Raw genomic sequence first — 15,145 nt, 5'->3', positions numbered from 1 at the left:
CCCTAATTTAATTTTAGTAGCTCAAAAAGTGGCCAAACTCATACAAATCCGGAATTGTGACCGGAAGTTTTCCCTGCGGATTGACTTCTCCGCTAATTACACGGGCAAGAGCTTCAACCGAAACGTCCCGATTTCCATAGGTGGCAAGATAGCCATCCACCTCTGGGAAGGCCATCAGGTCGTATGGATTGCGGATGGCAGAAGCAACCACTGGTTTTCCTGTGTCAATCAGTGCTTCTACCAGTCGCTGTTGGGCCGCATTTGTATTCGCAGTATAAGTAGTTGCAACGACCGTGTCAGCACCAGCTGCCTGTTCGCTCGCTGCTGCGATTTGAGACGCAGTCGGGCTGGTGTTTGTTGCATAAGCCGTTACGTTATAACCTTTTTCCCGAAGCTGTTCTGCCAAATATTCCGGCTCTGCTGCTGATGGGCCCGTGATGAAGACGCTTTGATCTTGGGAAAGCGGTAGTACATTCTCATCATTTTTTACTAGTGTGATACTCTTATCGGCTATTTCATCAGCTTTTGCCAAGTTTGTCTCGGTACCGATGTTGGCAATGGCATCGTCGTCCGTGAATGGGTCACCGAATAAGCCTTTTTCCATCTTCGCTTTTAAAATGCGATAAACCGATTCATCGACACGTTGTTCGCTGATTTCACCGTTTTTAACTGCTTCCAGCATGGCATTGTATGCCAGTTCTACATCAGGCGGATTCAACAGGATATCGTTCCCTGCTTTAAATGCTTCTACCGGGACTTCTTCCGGTTCTAATACATTAGCACCCGACATACCAAGGCTGTCGGTGACAATCAGACCGTCAAATCCCATTTGTTCCCGCAAAAGATCGGTCAGTATCGGCTTCGATAGCGTAGCAGGCAACCCGGAATCATCCAGCGCAGGGACAACGATGTGAGCTGTCATTATGGCATCAATCCCAGCATCGATTCCGGCCTGGAACGGTTTTAAGTCCACCTCTTGTAAGGTTTCCAGGTCATGATTGATGATTGGAAGTCCATAATGGGAATCGACATCCGTGTCGCCATGGCCCGGGAAGTGCTTGGCGGTCGGAATGACGTTTTCCGCTTCATAGGCTTGCGATTGTGCTACACCCAATTCGGACACTAGATCAGGATTTTCTGCAAAGGACCTGACACCGATTACCGGGTTTGCTGGGTTGACATTGACATCAAACACTGGAGCGAAGTTCATATTGACCCCAAGACTTTTTAGTTCTGTGCCGATGATCGAGGCAGAGTCTGCTGCCAGGTCAGCGGAACGGGTGGCTCCCAAAGCCATATTGCCAGGGAACACGGTCCCGGGACTGGTCAGGCGCTGAACGATGCCACCTTCCTGATCGGTCGAAATAAACAACGGAATTGGCATGCGCTGATCCATAGCAATTTCCTGCAGGCCATTAGACAAGGCGTTTACCTGTTCCAAATCAGCCGGGGTACCGATATTATCGGTCCAGTTAAAATAAATCACTCCGCCGACATGGTACTTTTCGATGGCTTCTTCAAAGTTCTTTGCTCCACGGTTGTTGTTGAGATTTGTTTGCTCATAATCCGGGTCTGTCGGAGTTTGTCCATACATATGGATGATGAAAAGCTGACCGATTTTTTCTTCCAAAGTCATATGCTTCATCTTGCTGACGATCCAGCCGTGTTTGGCTTTATCACCATCTCCCCATCCGGGTTTAGAAGGGTCGTCCCAACCGTTAGCGAAACCTGCGGCAGGGAATGTCAATAGCAAAGTAAGTATCAACGACAAAGCAGCAATCAAACGTTGTTTTTGCAATGGGTTCACTCCTTATCTAAATTAGTTTCCTCTGGTCAACAGCAAATCGCTGACCACTGGTAAATGGTCGGATGCGTCTGTTTGGATGACTTCCGTATGGAGCAACTTCACATTTTGCGAAGCAAGGATAAAATCAATTCGTTTTTGCGGGGAAGCGGCAGGATATGTGTTTCCATCACCTGCTCCATTCCAGGCATCCTGGAATCTGTTCAACAACGGCTGCAGTTCGGGATCACTTGGACCGGCATTCATATCCCCGACTAAGACAGAGCTGCCTGTTTCCGGAATGATGCGCAGCATATCGTCGACCTGCAATTCCCTGACAAATGGGTCCGCGCGATAGTCCAGATGGGTAACAAAAAACGAAAAGTGCGCTCCTTTTGCATTGATTCGGACATCTGCGAACCCGGGAGCCAAAGCAGGCTCGGGATTGGCATCCTGTGTCGAAAGCCTGGTAATTTCGCGATTTGTGGCGGACGTAATAGGAAACTTACTTAAGACGGCGACACCAAACTGCCGCCTGGGTTCATCTTTGGTGAGGGGATCTTGGTCGTAAATAGGGGCAAAAAAGGAATGCATGTTCAATGTTTCAGCAAGCTCTGTTAACTGATCATCAAAATTACTACGGGCAGCCCAGTGCACATCGACTTCCTGCAGGCCGATCACATCGGCATCTGAAGCTTGGATTGTATTGGCGATGCGGTCAAGGTCATAGCTGCCATCACTGCCGATGCCGGTATGCATGTTATAGGTCATGACGCGGACTGGAACTTGTCTTGCTTCATCACTTGCGTTGGCTTCGACAGCAATTCCAGGGGTGGATAACAATAGGAATAAAGTTGCTGTCAGCCAGAAAAACACCAGTTTTTTCATTCAACCGCCTCCAGACGTTTTGATAGCTTGATAGCATGTACACTTAGCTAAGCTGATCTCATGGAAAGCAGTTCTGGGATGGAAGGGACAATCTAAGATTTTATGATAAATTCCGACCTCCTTTTCGTTAAAATCCTTGCAACTTAAGCGTAAACGCTTCCTTTATAGTTGTCTATACCAAAATAGAACCAATATTCCGACAATAATTCCGTTCGGTATGTGACTATATACCTGTTCTATGTTTTTCGTCTCAATCCGTTTCTGGGATATCCTCCTTGTTCGAAGTACTTTCTAATCATAAATGAATAGAATAATCCTATAATTGGGAGGGAGTGGAACTACATGCACAATGATTCTTACAGATACCCATATTATTATTACTATCCTTACTATACCCAGGCACCTTTCTATTACGGGGAAGGAGGAGATAACGGGGTGTACCAGGAAAGGGAACAAAACAACCAAAGTCCTTCTTTCCGTGCTTCTCATCAAGGGAATAGTTCATTTAAAGATCAGGGGCGAAATCCGTATACAGTGAACATTAATGAAGTATCCAAGTCAAACAACACATTCCGCACCGCTTTGTGGACTGGGAAGCACTTGCAAGTCACCTTGATGAGTCTCCTCCCTGGCGAGGATATCGGGTTGGAGATTCACCCGGAAGTAGATCAATTTTTACGCATTGAACAAGGTCAGGGAGTCGTCCAAATGGGACGAAGGAAGGGAGATCTGAATTTTGTAAGAAATGTCTACAATGATTCAGCAATCATGATACCTGCAGGCACATGGCATAATTTAACGAACACGGGAAATTCTCCATTAAAGCTTTATTCTATCTATGCTCCGCCAAATCATCCATTTGGTACGGTTCATCGGACAAAAGCAGAGGCCATAGCAGCAGAAGACACTAGGCAGCAGCGTCATTAGAATAAGTGTTAATTATTGTGGGTGGATTAAACCCATGGAGGCAAAAGCAAAAACCGAGCGATGATTCGAAATCCTAATGATCCGAACTCGTTCGGTTTTCTTTTTAAAATCTAAGATGTTCCTCACGCATCCTTTCATTGATTCTGTTGTTAAATGAGTGCTTCAAATCGCTATGGTGTTCTTACTTTAGAATGGAAGTAATTGTAATAAAACAGTATATCACAGCTTTCGAAGATTGGATAATTGTTTTTGTAAAGCTTTATAAAGTTGGAAGCAATATGAACAATTCCTCTATTAGAAAAGAAGAATGACTACAGGAGAAGATTATCTTGTTTCCCCCTTTGGCATTTCAAGGTGTAAATGGTAACAACTTCAGCACACAGATTTACGCTATATCCCAATCTCTTCCTTTTGTAATAATCAGGAGGTTTTAAGTGATTCATAGTAGACAATCTACCTTACATAAAAATGGATAGTGCCAGAATGAAGAAGGAATATCGTGCATAGAGTGGAATTTATCATCGAGGTACATAATGGAGGGGGCTTTTCAAAGCAGCAAAACGGAGAGGAGTTTGGATAAAAAGAAAATGGAGGAGGAAGGAAATGAGCAAATTTGGCCTTTATGGTAAATTCACTGTAAATGAAGGAGAGCGTGACAATTTAGTAGAAATTTTGTTAGACGCTGCAAAAGAAATGGAAGAGCTTGAAGAGTGCGAAATTTATCTAGTGAACACATCCGATGAGGAACCCAATGCTGTGTTCGTATATGAAGTATGGAGCAAGGAAAGCGCACATCGCGCGTCGCTGTCCTTGGAAGCTACACAAACATTAATCAAAAGGGCCAAACCGATCATAACAGACATGGAAAGAATAAGTAGCTTAAGACCAAGAGGAGGGAAACACTAAGTGGTGAACAGCTTCATTAAAAACCGTATCAACACCATTTTTGCAGCAAATTGCTAAACCAGAAAGCAGAGATATCAAATGTCTCTCAACCTGTCCACAATCTTATCATGGATCAAGACATCGGTCTCACTCTGGACGCAGGTCCTGCAGGAGAAACAAAGAATATCGTTCCTTCGCCGTATCCGTTATTCAATTTTCATACAGATGAGATCGAGCAATCCTATCAACACTTGAAAACCTTGGGATACAAAATAGAGTCGGAAATAGTGGAATTTGAGGACTTTGCTTTTTTTACCATAAGCGATCCGGATGGGAATATTATCATGATTTGCAATGGCTAGTTTTAACTTGGTTTCATAACATCAGTAAAAAACAACCGCTCAGAGGGAAATCTGAGCGGTTGTTTTTTACTAAAACTTCACATGATCAAGCGTCTCACCCTGTGATTCGTAGCCCTTCATGTATTTAATCCGACGTTGGGCGGAAGTTTCATTGACTTGCTCGTCAGCGTGATAAGAGGAGCGTACCATCGGGCCTGCCTCACAATGTTTGAATCCTTTTTCCAATGCGATTTGTTTCAGCTCTTCAAATTCATCCGGATGGTAATACCGCTCGACGTTCAAATGCTTTTTTGTCGGTTGGAGGTACTGGCCGATCGTCATGATATCGACATTATGGGCTAGCAGGTCGTCCATCGCCTCCATGATTTCTTCTTTTGTCTCTCCCAAGCCGACCATGATGCTCGATTTTGTCGGTGTGTCAGGGGCTATTTCCTTGACGCGTTCCAAAAGCTGTAAGGAGCGGTCGTACATCGCGATTGCCCTGACACGTTTCGTGAGCCGGCGGACTGTTTCAATATTATGATTGAAAATGTCCGGTTCGCTGTCCATCAAGGTGTGGAGGCTTTCGTAATCACCTTTCATGTCGGAAGGGAGCACTTCGACTGTGCAGCCAGGGACTCTTCTTCTAATAGCACGGACTGTTTCCGCAAATACCGCAGCGCCTCCATCATTTAAATCATCTCTTGCGACTGCCGTAACTACGGCATGCTTGAGCCCCATGATCTCCACCGATTCAGCGACGCGTTCTGGTTCTCCCCAATCCAGTTCATTCGGCAGACCGGTTTTCACTGCACAAAAACGGCAGCCGCGTGTACAGGTGTCACCTAAAATCATGAAAGTGGCAGTTGCCCGTTCGCTCCAGCACTCGTGAATATTCGGACACTTCGCTTCCTCGCATACTGTGTGCAGGTTCTTTTCGCGCATCAATCGTTTCAGCCTGTTATAAGACTTGTTCGTGTTGATTTTCACTTTGAGCCATTCCGGTTTCCGTATATGCTCATATTGCTTCGGCATTTTTACTCCACTCCTTCATCTGGAAAAATTCCATGCTTCGCTTTTATACTTGGACTCCAGTGCGTGTACTTCAGATAGTTGTTCTTCCGTAAGCGTGAACGGTTCAAGTTGGATCTGAAGGCCGCGTTCAAACCCGGTTTTAAAAGCTTGTTTGGCCTCTTCAAAACGGATGGGATGCTTTGAGACGTCATTAATGGCGACTGCTTTATCGCCAAATGTCCTTTTTGCCCGTTCCTTTACCCGTTCGTTCGGGTAGACGAATAGATCAAACAGCTTCCCTTTATCCACATTCAAGGGAATGGAGCCATGCTGCAAAATCACGCCCTTTTTCCTTGTTTGTGCGCTTCCGGCCGCCTTTTTACCGGCGACAATCAATTCATACCATGAGGGTTCTTCAAAGCAAACTGCTGAATCGGTCGTTTGCAGCTTTTCCTCCGGCACAGCGAATTCTGCTTCGATTCCAAGTTCTTTAAACCCTTCCAGCAGACCGCGGGAAATCACTAAATAAGCCTCTTTTACCGAAGCCGGCATGGCTTCATGATCCTCTGAGACAAGGACACTGTATGTAAGTTCCTGATCGTGGAGTACCGCTCTCCCGCCGGTCTGTCTGCGGACGAGCTCGATACCATGCTGACGGGCTCCATCCACATCGATTTTGCCCTTGACCTTCTGAAAATAGCCAACAGAAATTCCGGCTGGTTTCCATCCATAAAAACGGAGGATTGGTGGTATTATCCCCTGGCTATGCCAATTCAGGAGCGCCTCATCCAATGCCATGTTAAAGGAGGGTGTGCAATAGCCCGAATCGACGAAGTACCATGTTTCCTTCAACTTGCTTCCCTTCTTTACACTGTATTTTTATACAATGCAATTTTAACAAGTGAATGCAAGATGTCAAAAAATTGATTCTATTGGCAAGGTTAGGTATATTGGCTTATTTAAGCGAAGGGAAGGGGAATAATGGCTTAGATAGAAGGAAGAAAAAAATGCCAGGAGTTTCCGGACTGGGCGGAAACTCCTGGCATTTTTAATGGATCTCACGGTCATAAATGGAAGTCATCCATTCAACAATGCCCTGGTTTTCCTCGATGCGAAGTTGTTCTACATTATGATGGCCAATAATACGGCCATCACGTATGGCGATTACTTCATCGAGTATTGTTTCAATCTCCTTGATTTCATGGGTGGTAATGAGGACGATTTGGTGTTCTAAATCAATAAACGAAATGAGCCCTTTAACGATGGAGTCACGTACCATCGGGTCCAGTCCGGAAAGCGGTTCATCCATCAAAATGACGGGAACCTCTCTGGCCAGTGTCAGGACAATTTTTAGACGCCCCCGGTTACCTTTGGAAAGCTGTTTCAATTTGGCATCTGGGTCTAATTTCATGAAAGCGCGAATTTCTTCCGCCTTTTCCTTGTTGAAGTCGGCAAATTGCTCTGCAAAAAAATCGATCGTCTGGCCTACGTTATAAAAGCCGTAGTAATCATCAAGTTCCGATAGATAGGAAACCTGGCTGGCGATTCTGCGATCGACAGGATTTCCGTTTACTTTTACGGACCCTTTCGATGGATGGACGAGTCCGGCGATCAGCTTCAATGTGGTTGATTTTCCGCTCCCGTTTTCCCCTACGAGACCGATTATTTTCCCTTTGGTCAGTTCCAAGGAGACATCTTGTAAAGCACTTTTTTTCATAAATCGTTTGTTGACATTCTCCAGTTCAATCATTCCGTATCCTCCTTATCCTTTGTCAAATAGCTTTGTAGTCCCGTTTCGATTTCCTCGTTGTCATAACCCATTTCATGCATGCTGGCAACGAATTGCGATATCTCTTCCTGCTTCAGGCGCTCTCTCATTTCCTGAAGAATGCTTTGATTTTCGGTCACGAACGTTCCTTGCCCTCGTCTGGATTCCACGATCATCATTCCTTCCAGTTCACGATATGTCCTTTGTACTGTGTTCGGGTTTACGTTAACCTTCAGCCCCATCTCACGGACAGAGGGGAGCTTGTCACCAGGCTTTAATTCGCCTCGTAAAATTTGTTTGTTGATGCGTTCGGTCAGTTGGCTGTATATAGGCGTTGATGAATGAAAGGTATCGGTCATTTATTTACACCTCGACTTTTCTATCGAGCATCCAGCTTGCGGCAAAAAACAAGATGAAAACAATAATTGTTTCAAACAAGTAAGACCCGAGAAATACATGGACGGTATCGAATTCCGTGAAAAACTCGAAGCCGTTGTTCTCGAACTTACGGTTGAAAACAAAGCCGTTCAGTTCTATTTCTCCCCAAGAGGTCAAACTTCGGTGAATTGCTGTTTCGGAGAATTTCCCCCAAAGGTAGGTAGAAACCCCGAAAAGGACAAAGGTGGAACAAAAGCTGAGAAAGCCACCAAAGTAGCGGTTGAACAACAGGTAGATCATATAGAAAAACACAAAGTAAATCGAAAGGTCGATTGCAATCAGAACGACATGCAGGCCGCTGAAAAAGCCAATGTTTGTCAAGTTGAAATCGTTCTGCAAATGGGTGATAAAACCAGCTGACTGTGCAGAAATGATTAGGGTGACACCGGTAATAAGCAAAGTGGCCAGCATCGAAATCAGCCCTGCACTCAGTTTAGCCAGAAGCATCGAGTAACCTGGCAGGGGGTTGTGCAGCCAGAGGTGCAGTTTTTTCTTTTCTGCTTTTAGGCTGAAGTTCAAATAGTAAATAAGGTAAAAAATTTGCATGGTGACCGCGGCTACCGACACAGCAGCTATTGCTTCTGCCGCTACGCCTGACCTTCCGCCGAAAAAGGCCGCTGCTGCGACTGCTACGATGAAAATGATAATTGGAACGAGAAAGACAGGCATTCCCATCCGCAATTCCTTCTTTGTAAGACTTGCAAATGCATTCATACAGATTCCTCCTGTGTTCGTTGTATTATTGTATTAGTTAAATAGTACACTAATACTAACGTACAGGTCAAGGGTTTTTTTAATTAATTACTAGTCGATGTGGTTAATGAAAATAGAATGCATCATTAATAGACGGTTTTTATGAGGAAAGCATTAATGGATACTTCGGATAGAAAACTTGAAGGTAACTAGCCATGCAGTAATTAACAAGCATATTGCCTAGTAATTTACATAGATTTACAGAACGTTCATGCCTGCTTCATACTGCCGCCATACACTTATAGTGATACCAAAATCATAAGGAGGTAGCCATGAAAAGGAGAATAGTGCAAAAACGAATACGTCAACTTTTGTCGCTGAGCATCATTTTTACTGTTTTACTGATGGATGCGGCTGCAATCCTCCCTGGCAGTTTAATGGTTTCTGCTGCCACGGACGAAGCACTCCAATCAAAGCAAGAGAAACCTATGGAAGAGTCAGCCATACCACAAGAAGATACAATTGAAGAACAAACAGAAATGGAAGGGGAAAACCGAACTGGTGAAACGGATGCCTCTTCCACAGAATCAAAAGAGCAAGCGGAGGAAAGTCAGAAAAAAGTGACTGAGAATGAAACCGAAACAGCCCAAACGGATGAAGGAAATCCAACGGGAGGGGAAGCAAATCCCCCTAAGACAGAACGGAAGAATACATCTGACCAGCAAGAAGATACTGCTCAACAGCAAGAGACAAAGGAACAGCTTGAAGACGAAAAACCTCTTGAGCCACAAGCGGAAAATATCGATATCGACGCTTTACCCCCTTTAATGATTACCGAAATCAATTCGAGTGAGGACGGCTACAGCTATTTTGAACTACATAACCATTCTAATTTGCCGTTCGTCCTTGATTTCCTTAACTTTTCTTTTTCATCTTCTGAAGATCACATAAGCATAGAAGCGGGCCCAAAAACCATCGAACCAGATCAGAGCCTTATTTTCTGGAATAATGAAAAACAACGAAATCCACAAGACTTTATCGACCACTACCAAGCAGATATACCTCTAGAAGCGATCGTCGCGTTTACCGGCCCCATGGTTACTGATGGGCAAAAGCTTTCCGTTACAATGCCAGATAAGAAGGAAATCGTTTCGGCGAGCTATACGACGGAGGATGGGCAGTTAGGTAAAGCGGTACATTTTCAATACCCGGAAAGCGGAAAAGAAATGAGACTTTTTCAAACAGATTCCGGTAACACTCCGACTCTGACGGAAGATGGTCAACTTCCAGAGCAGAAGATCACGCTGGACGATACGTCGCAACCTGTGATTCATCACGATGTGATAACAGAAGTGGAAAGCGGAAAGACAGTAAAAGTCGAAGCCGAAATCGAAGCGGGTGGACAAGATGTGATGGCAACACTTTTCTACCAAACTAGTGATCAATCAGACTACGATACCATCGAAATGACACCGACGGAAAAGAATAGCTTTTCCGCGGAATTAACTGCGGATCAATTGCAGGGAAAAACCTTTACTTATTATATGACCGTGACAACTGCCCATAATCAAGTTACTTATCCTGCGGAAGCGCCGGTCGAAGTGAAGATAACCCAGCCGGAAAAGGAAGAGGAAATACAGGCTGCAACGATAGTGGGTCAACAAGCAGAAAGCGAAGATTTTTCTTCATACCCCCATTTGCTTATTACGGAATTGTCTCCTAATTCGGAGGGAACCGGAACGGATTACTTTGAGTATTTTGAACTGTATAATAATACGGATCAGCCCCTATCGTTGACAAACTATCGATTTCTTTATAACTACTTGGATTCTGATAGTGAGGTAGCTTTCCAGATTCCGGAAACCATCCTGGAGCCACAGGAAACACGCGTTTTCTGGTATAACAATGGCGGGAAGACGATCGACGCATTCAATGCGAACTATGACACGGAGCTAACGGAAGAGCAGATTGTCGAGGTTACGGACTCCAGGTTTCCTGGGTTTTCCAATGGAGGAAACCGTGCGCTTATTTTGCAGGACAACCTTGGAGAACAAGTAATCTATGCTGATTATCTAGGGGAAGAGAATGATAATACAGGGGCAGACATTCATTACCAATATCCAACGGAAGGGACGGTCATGAAAAAATACCGGACCATGGCAGAACCTACACCAGGTGCGATTGACCTAGAACAAGTACCGGCACAGCCCGTCCCTGTACCGGAAACAGATGAAGATGTCACAGACCCGGTCATTAACCATAAGCCCGTTTTGGAAGCGACCGCCTTCTCCTCATTAACCGTCGAAGCGACTATCACAGACGATCGGGCCGTGCCTACTGCTACGCTCTATGTAAAAGCGGAAGGTGAGGAGGAATATACAGCGCTGGCGATGTCAGCAGCCGGAGCCGATCCAACCACTTACACAGCCGAGATACCAAGTGTCTATGTCAGGGATGACTTTCGCTACTATATCGAGGCTAGTGATGGCATTCATACTGTTCACACGAAAGAGACCTTCGTGAAAGTGGAGATACAGGAGACAAATCCGGAAAAACTACCATCTCTGCTAGTGACAGAGGTGGTTCCTGATTCAACCAATACCGGCTCTGCCGATGGGTATGAGTTCATCGAAGTCTACAATAATACCAATCAAGCCATCAATTTTCAAGATTACAAGCTTCAATATCGCTATGGAACCGATCCGGAAAGTGATGTTCTTTGGCCGTCGGTTCCAGATGACGTCGTCATACCATCCGGCGAAACCCTTGTATTTTGGGTTATTAACGGGGAAAATGGCAGCCAGTCTGTTGCTGATTTCAATGCCAACTATGGCACCGACCTAGTGGAAAATCAGAACATCGTCCGGATTCATACGGCAGGAATGGCTAATGGAAGTATGAGAGGGCTGATTGTTGCGACCAATGCGGGAGAAGAATTATCGATTGCTTATTATAATGACGAGGAAGGGGTGGACGATACCAAGCCAAATAAAGGGATTGTCTATACGTACCCAAGGGACGGCTCGAATTTAATGAAAAAAGTGAGTGCAGGTATGATCCAAGCGACCCCTGGTTCGGTAGAGGATTATCAAATTCCTGGCAGCCGGGTTACGGTACCGGGGGATGAAACATCTCCGATCATCGACAACTTGACAGAAGTAACCGAAGTGAACCAGACGGAAGATATTGATTTGGCCGCTGATGTTACAGACGATATCGCCGTGAAAACCGTCCAAGTGCATTACCGTACAAATGGACAGGAAGCTTATCAATCTGCACTTCTGCAAGAAGATTACGATGATATGCTGTACCATTTCCGGATTTATTCACCGGAGATTATTGCAAAAGAATACGTCGAATATTATTTCACGGCATCCGATGGAACGAATCAAACGACTAGCGACACGCACCGCATTCAAGTGACCAGCACGTTGGACAATTCTAGTCTGCGTTTAAATGTGCAGGATGGAGATGTCTTAAACGGTGAGAAAGTAATTAAAGCAACATCACGCGAGGATGATCCAGAAGCCCTAAGGCTGTTGATTGACGATAAGGAGGCAGGGGAGGAAACGACACGAGCGGTCGAGCATCCCGCCTATTTTGCTTTTGAAGTTAGCGGCGTCAATACCTACTTCCAGAACGGAGTAACCATCGGGGATGAAATTGTGCATATCTTTGATGACTGGATTGCGCAATGGCAGACAATTACAGTTCCAATTGACCCGGAAAAACTAAAGGTTGGCGCCAACACGATAACCATACGGGCGGGAAATAAAGCAACTCCATGGGAAGGCGACCCGGGTGAAAATCGGGATGATTACAATCTCCGAAATGTCCGGTTGGTATTATCAGATGGAACGGTGTTGATTGACCCGGCTCATGCTGATGCCGGCACGGTAATGGATATGGGTGATGATGGGACAATGCGCATTTCGGAAGATTTCACTTTTACGATCGAAGAAGAACTTGCACCATCAAAAGCGTATCTATGGGAGACAGAGCAGGTACAGGATGGACGGCATATCATTACAGCCGAGGATCAGGATGAACGATTGGACACGGAAGTCTATGTCGACAATACAGCCCCGGTAATCGAGACAAATATAGAGGAAAGCTACGAATACAAAGGAGAATTTGCTATTGACGTATCGATTTCCGACGAAATTGCCGGAGTCGAGGAGCAGACTGTCTGGCTTGACGGAGAAGTAATCGATGTTCCTTATGCTGCTTCTTCTGGTACGTTGACAGCAGGAACTCATGAATTACGAATGGAAGCAATCGATAACGTTGGCAATCAATCAGAAAAAATGGTGGAATTTTCCGTGGTCGACGAACATCCATCCAAGCCGGTCAATCAAACTCCACAGGCGGATTTGAACCAACCAATCAACGGTGATCCCACCTTACGTGTCAAAGTAAATGATCCGATGGGTGATTCCATGGATGTGGGTTTTTATCAAGCCTATCAATATACACCAGCTGATCTTGACCATGTCGTTTCTTTTAGCAACAAAGCGGATGTTGAACCGCCAGCAACCCCGGCTCCCGATGGAGAGGCAGTTTTCAAAACAGGAGATATCAGTCTTGCTTCTGAAAAGGATGGAAAGTATATGGTGACGGACTCCACTGGACAGTTCCCTTATCATCGGTTTGATGTCACGGTGGATGATCAGGTGGATGAGGATGATCGGATCGAGCTTGTTTGGAACGGCAACTCGTTGCCAGGAAGAAAAGTGACCATGTATGCCTGGAACCATCCGGAAGCAAAGTGGGAAATGGTCGACTACCGGATAGCAGGGGAAGAAGATTTTGAATTGACCGGAACTGTATCTGTAAGAGATTTTGTCAAGGACAGTAAAGTCAATGTTATTGTACAGGATGAAATTCCTAGCGGTCCGGAGGCGTACGATTATACGTTTGTCTGGATGTCCGATACGCAATATTACTCGGAAAGCTACCCATATATTTATGATAAGCAGACAAAATGGATTGTAGAAAACAGAGAAGCGATGAATATCCAGTACGTTATGCATACTGGCGACCTGGTCGATGAATCGGACAAGGAGTACCAATGGCTTCACGCCGATGATTATATGAAGACACTGGATGAAGCGGGTGTACCATATGGCGTCCTAGCCGGAAACCATGATGTCGCCCAAAAAACCAATGACTATACCGAGTATTACAAGTACTTCGGAGCAGACAGGTTCCAGGACAAGCCGTATTACGGCGGGTCTTATTTGAACAACCGCGGCCACTATGACCTGATTTCCGCTAATGGAAATGATTATATCATGGTGTACCTTGGCTGGGGAGTCGAAGAGGAAGGCATCGCCTGGATGAATGAAGTACTGGCTGCTTACCCTGATCGACAGGCAATTCTCAACTTCCATGAATATTTGCAGGCAACAGGAACAAGGCATCCATTGGGAGAAAAGTTGTATAACGAAGTAGTCGTTCCGAACGAAAATGTCATTGCCGTTCTATCCGGGCATTACCACGAAGCACAATTGCTTGTGGATGAGCTCGATGACGACGGAGATGGGGCAACTGACCGTACGGTGTATCAAATGCTGGCTGATTACCAGGCAGGACCTGAAGGCGGCCAAGGTTACATGCGTCTCCTGCATTTCGATACTGCCAACAATCGAATTTTCGTCAATACGTATTCTCCGTATTTGGATGATTATAATTATTACGATTCCGATGCCTATCCGGATAAGGATGAATTTACGCTGGAATTGGATTTGGAAGCGAAACAAAAACGTGTGGCAACGGATTCGTTTGCCGTCAATGTCTACACTAATAATGAAATCGGAACAGTGGAAGATGTACCAAGTGGTGAAACAGCGGAGGTAACCTGGACCGGGCTGGAAGAAGGGGAGACCTACTCCTGGTATGCGCTGATCACCGATCAGTTCACCGGTGAAACAAGATCGGACATATGGTCTTTTGTTAAAGGAAATGAGGGAAAGGAGCAGGATCAGCCAGAACCTCCTCAAGATGAAGAGGATCCGGCAGGTGACCCGGTACCTCCTAGTAAAGATGAAAACCCAGTGCCTCCTTCAGACAATGAGGGAGATAAAGACGACAACGATAAGCCAGAGGATCCGGTAGACCCTGGAAAAGATGAGGAAACACCGCCAAAGAACCAATCGGGAGATAAGGAGGATGGCAGGAAGGAAGGACAAGAAAAAGATAAAGACGAAGATGGGGGAAAGGAGGAAGTGCCTGGCAATGATTTACCTACGTTATTGGGCGGAAAGCTTGCCGATACAGCAACCAATATGTACAACCTCCTGGTGATTGGCTTCCTGTTGTTCATCACTGGGACGAGCTTGTTTATCTATTTCTACAGAAAAAAACGATTGATTTGATGGCTGGGAAAATAGGACATTAGCCAGGGCA

At 45.3% G+C, this 15,145-nt stretch carries 11 protein-coding genes; 4 read left to right on the top strand and 7 right to left on the bottom strand.

The features are described 5' to 3' along the window. Positions 1-13: 13 nt before the first annotated feature. Both BLR82_RS10085 and BLR82_RS10080 read right to left on the bottom strand, forming a co-directional pair. Positions 14-1,798: a glycoside hydrolase family 3 protein gene (locus BLR82_RS10085; protein WP_074598845.1), complete on the bottom strand. Its 1,785-nt coding sequence runs from the start codon at positions 1,796-1,798 to the stop codon at positions 14-16. Positions 1,799-1,819: 21 nt separating this feature from the next. Next, positions 1,820-2,671 (bottom strand): endonuclease/exonuclease/phosphatase family protein, encoded by an 852-nt coding sequence (locus BLR82_RS10080; RefSeq protein WP_083334798.1) that lies wholly within the window; start codon positions 2,669-2,671, stop codon positions 1,820-1,822. Between the two features lie 342 nt (positions 2,672-3,013). Between BLR82_RS10080 and BLR82_RS10075 the strand changes: the two genes are divergently transcribed. The 3 genes from BLR82_RS10075 to BLR82_RS10065 all read left to right on the top strand — a co-directional run bounded on the left by BLR82_RS10075 (position 3,014) and on the right by BLR82_RS10065 (position 4,845). After that, entirely contained in the window at positions 3,014-3,598 is a 585-nt protein-coding gene (locus BLR82_RS10075; protein ID WP_074598844.1) for a cupin domain-containing protein, read from the top strand. Between the two features lie 603 nt (positions 3,599-4,201). Then, positions 4,202-4,504, top strand: coding sequence for a putative quinol monooxygenase (locus tag BLR82_RS10070; protein ID WP_074598843.1), 303 nt, complete (start codon positions 4,202-4,204; stop codon positions 4,502-4,504). Positions 4,505-4,611: 107 nt separating this feature from the next. Further along, a complete protein-coding gene (locus BLR82_RS10065) occupies positions 4,612-4,845 on the top strand; it encodes a VOC family protein (protein WP_074598842.1) in 234 nt (77 codons plus the stop codon). A gap of 69 nt (positions 4,846-4,914) precedes the next feature. On the opposite strand, the gene lipA is transcribed toward BLR82_RS10065, so the two are convergent. The 5 genes from lipA to BLR82_RS10040 all read right to left on the bottom strand — a co-directional run bounded on the left by lipA (position 4,915) and on the right by BLR82_RS10040 (position 8,758). Then, on the bottom strand, positions 4,915-5,859 hold the full coding sequence (gene lipA, locus BLR82_RS10060; RefSeq protein WP_074598841.1) for a lipoyl synthase: 945 nt from the start codon (positions 5,857-5,859) through the stop codon (positions 4,915-4,917). A 15-nt stretch (positions 5,860-5,874) separates the two neighbouring features. After that, complete coding sequence (locus BLR82_RS10055) at positions 5,875-6,636, bottom strand: lipoate--protein ligase family protein (RefSeq protein ID WP_074599121.1); 762 nt, start codon at positions 6,634-6,636, stop codon at positions 5,875-5,877. Positions 6,637-6,886: 250 nt separating this feature from the next. Beyond that, the gene (locus tag BLR82_RS10050; protein WP_074598840.1) at positions 6,887-7,588 is read right to left on the bottom strand and encodes an ABC transporter ATP-binding protein; all 702 of its coding nucleotides are present in this window, start codon (positions 7,586-7,588) and stop codon (positions 6,887-6,889) included. After that, the gene (locus BLR82_RS10045) at positions 7,585-7,965 is read right to left on the bottom strand and encodes a GntR family transcriptional regulator (RefSeq protein WP_074598839.1); all 381 of its coding nucleotides are present in this window, start codon (positions 7,963-7,965) and stop codon (positions 7,585-7,587) included. Before BLR82_RS10045 ends, BLR82_RS10050 begins: the two co-directional genes overlap by 4 nt. 4 nt (positions 7,966-7,969) lie before the next feature. Then, positions 7,970-8,758 carry a hypothetical protein gene (locus BLR82_RS10040; protein WP_074598838.1) on the bottom strand — a complete coding sequence of 263 codons (789 nt, stop codon included), beginning with the start codon at positions 8,756-8,758 and terminating at the stop codon, positions 7,970-7,972. Between the two features lie 311 nt (positions 8,759-9,069). Between BLR82_RS10040 and BLR82_RS10035 the strand changes: the two genes are divergently transcribed. After that, positions 9,070-15,114 (top strand): lamin tail domain-containing protein, encoded by a 6,045-nt coding sequence (locus tag BLR82_RS10035; RefSeq protein ID WP_074598837.1) that lies wholly within the window; start codon positions 9,070-9,072, stop codon positions 15,112-15,114. Positions 15,115-15,145 lie beyond the last annotated feature (31 nt).

Origin of the sequence: Sediminibacillus halophilus, from assembly GCF_900103695.1 — a bacterium.
Classification (GTDB): domain Bacteria; phylum Bacillota; class Bacilli; order Bacillales; family Amphibacillaceae; genus Sediminibacillus; species Sediminibacillus halophilus.
Note: the sequence above shows the minus strand (reverse complement) of the source record. Positions and strands in the feature narration are given on the sequence as shown.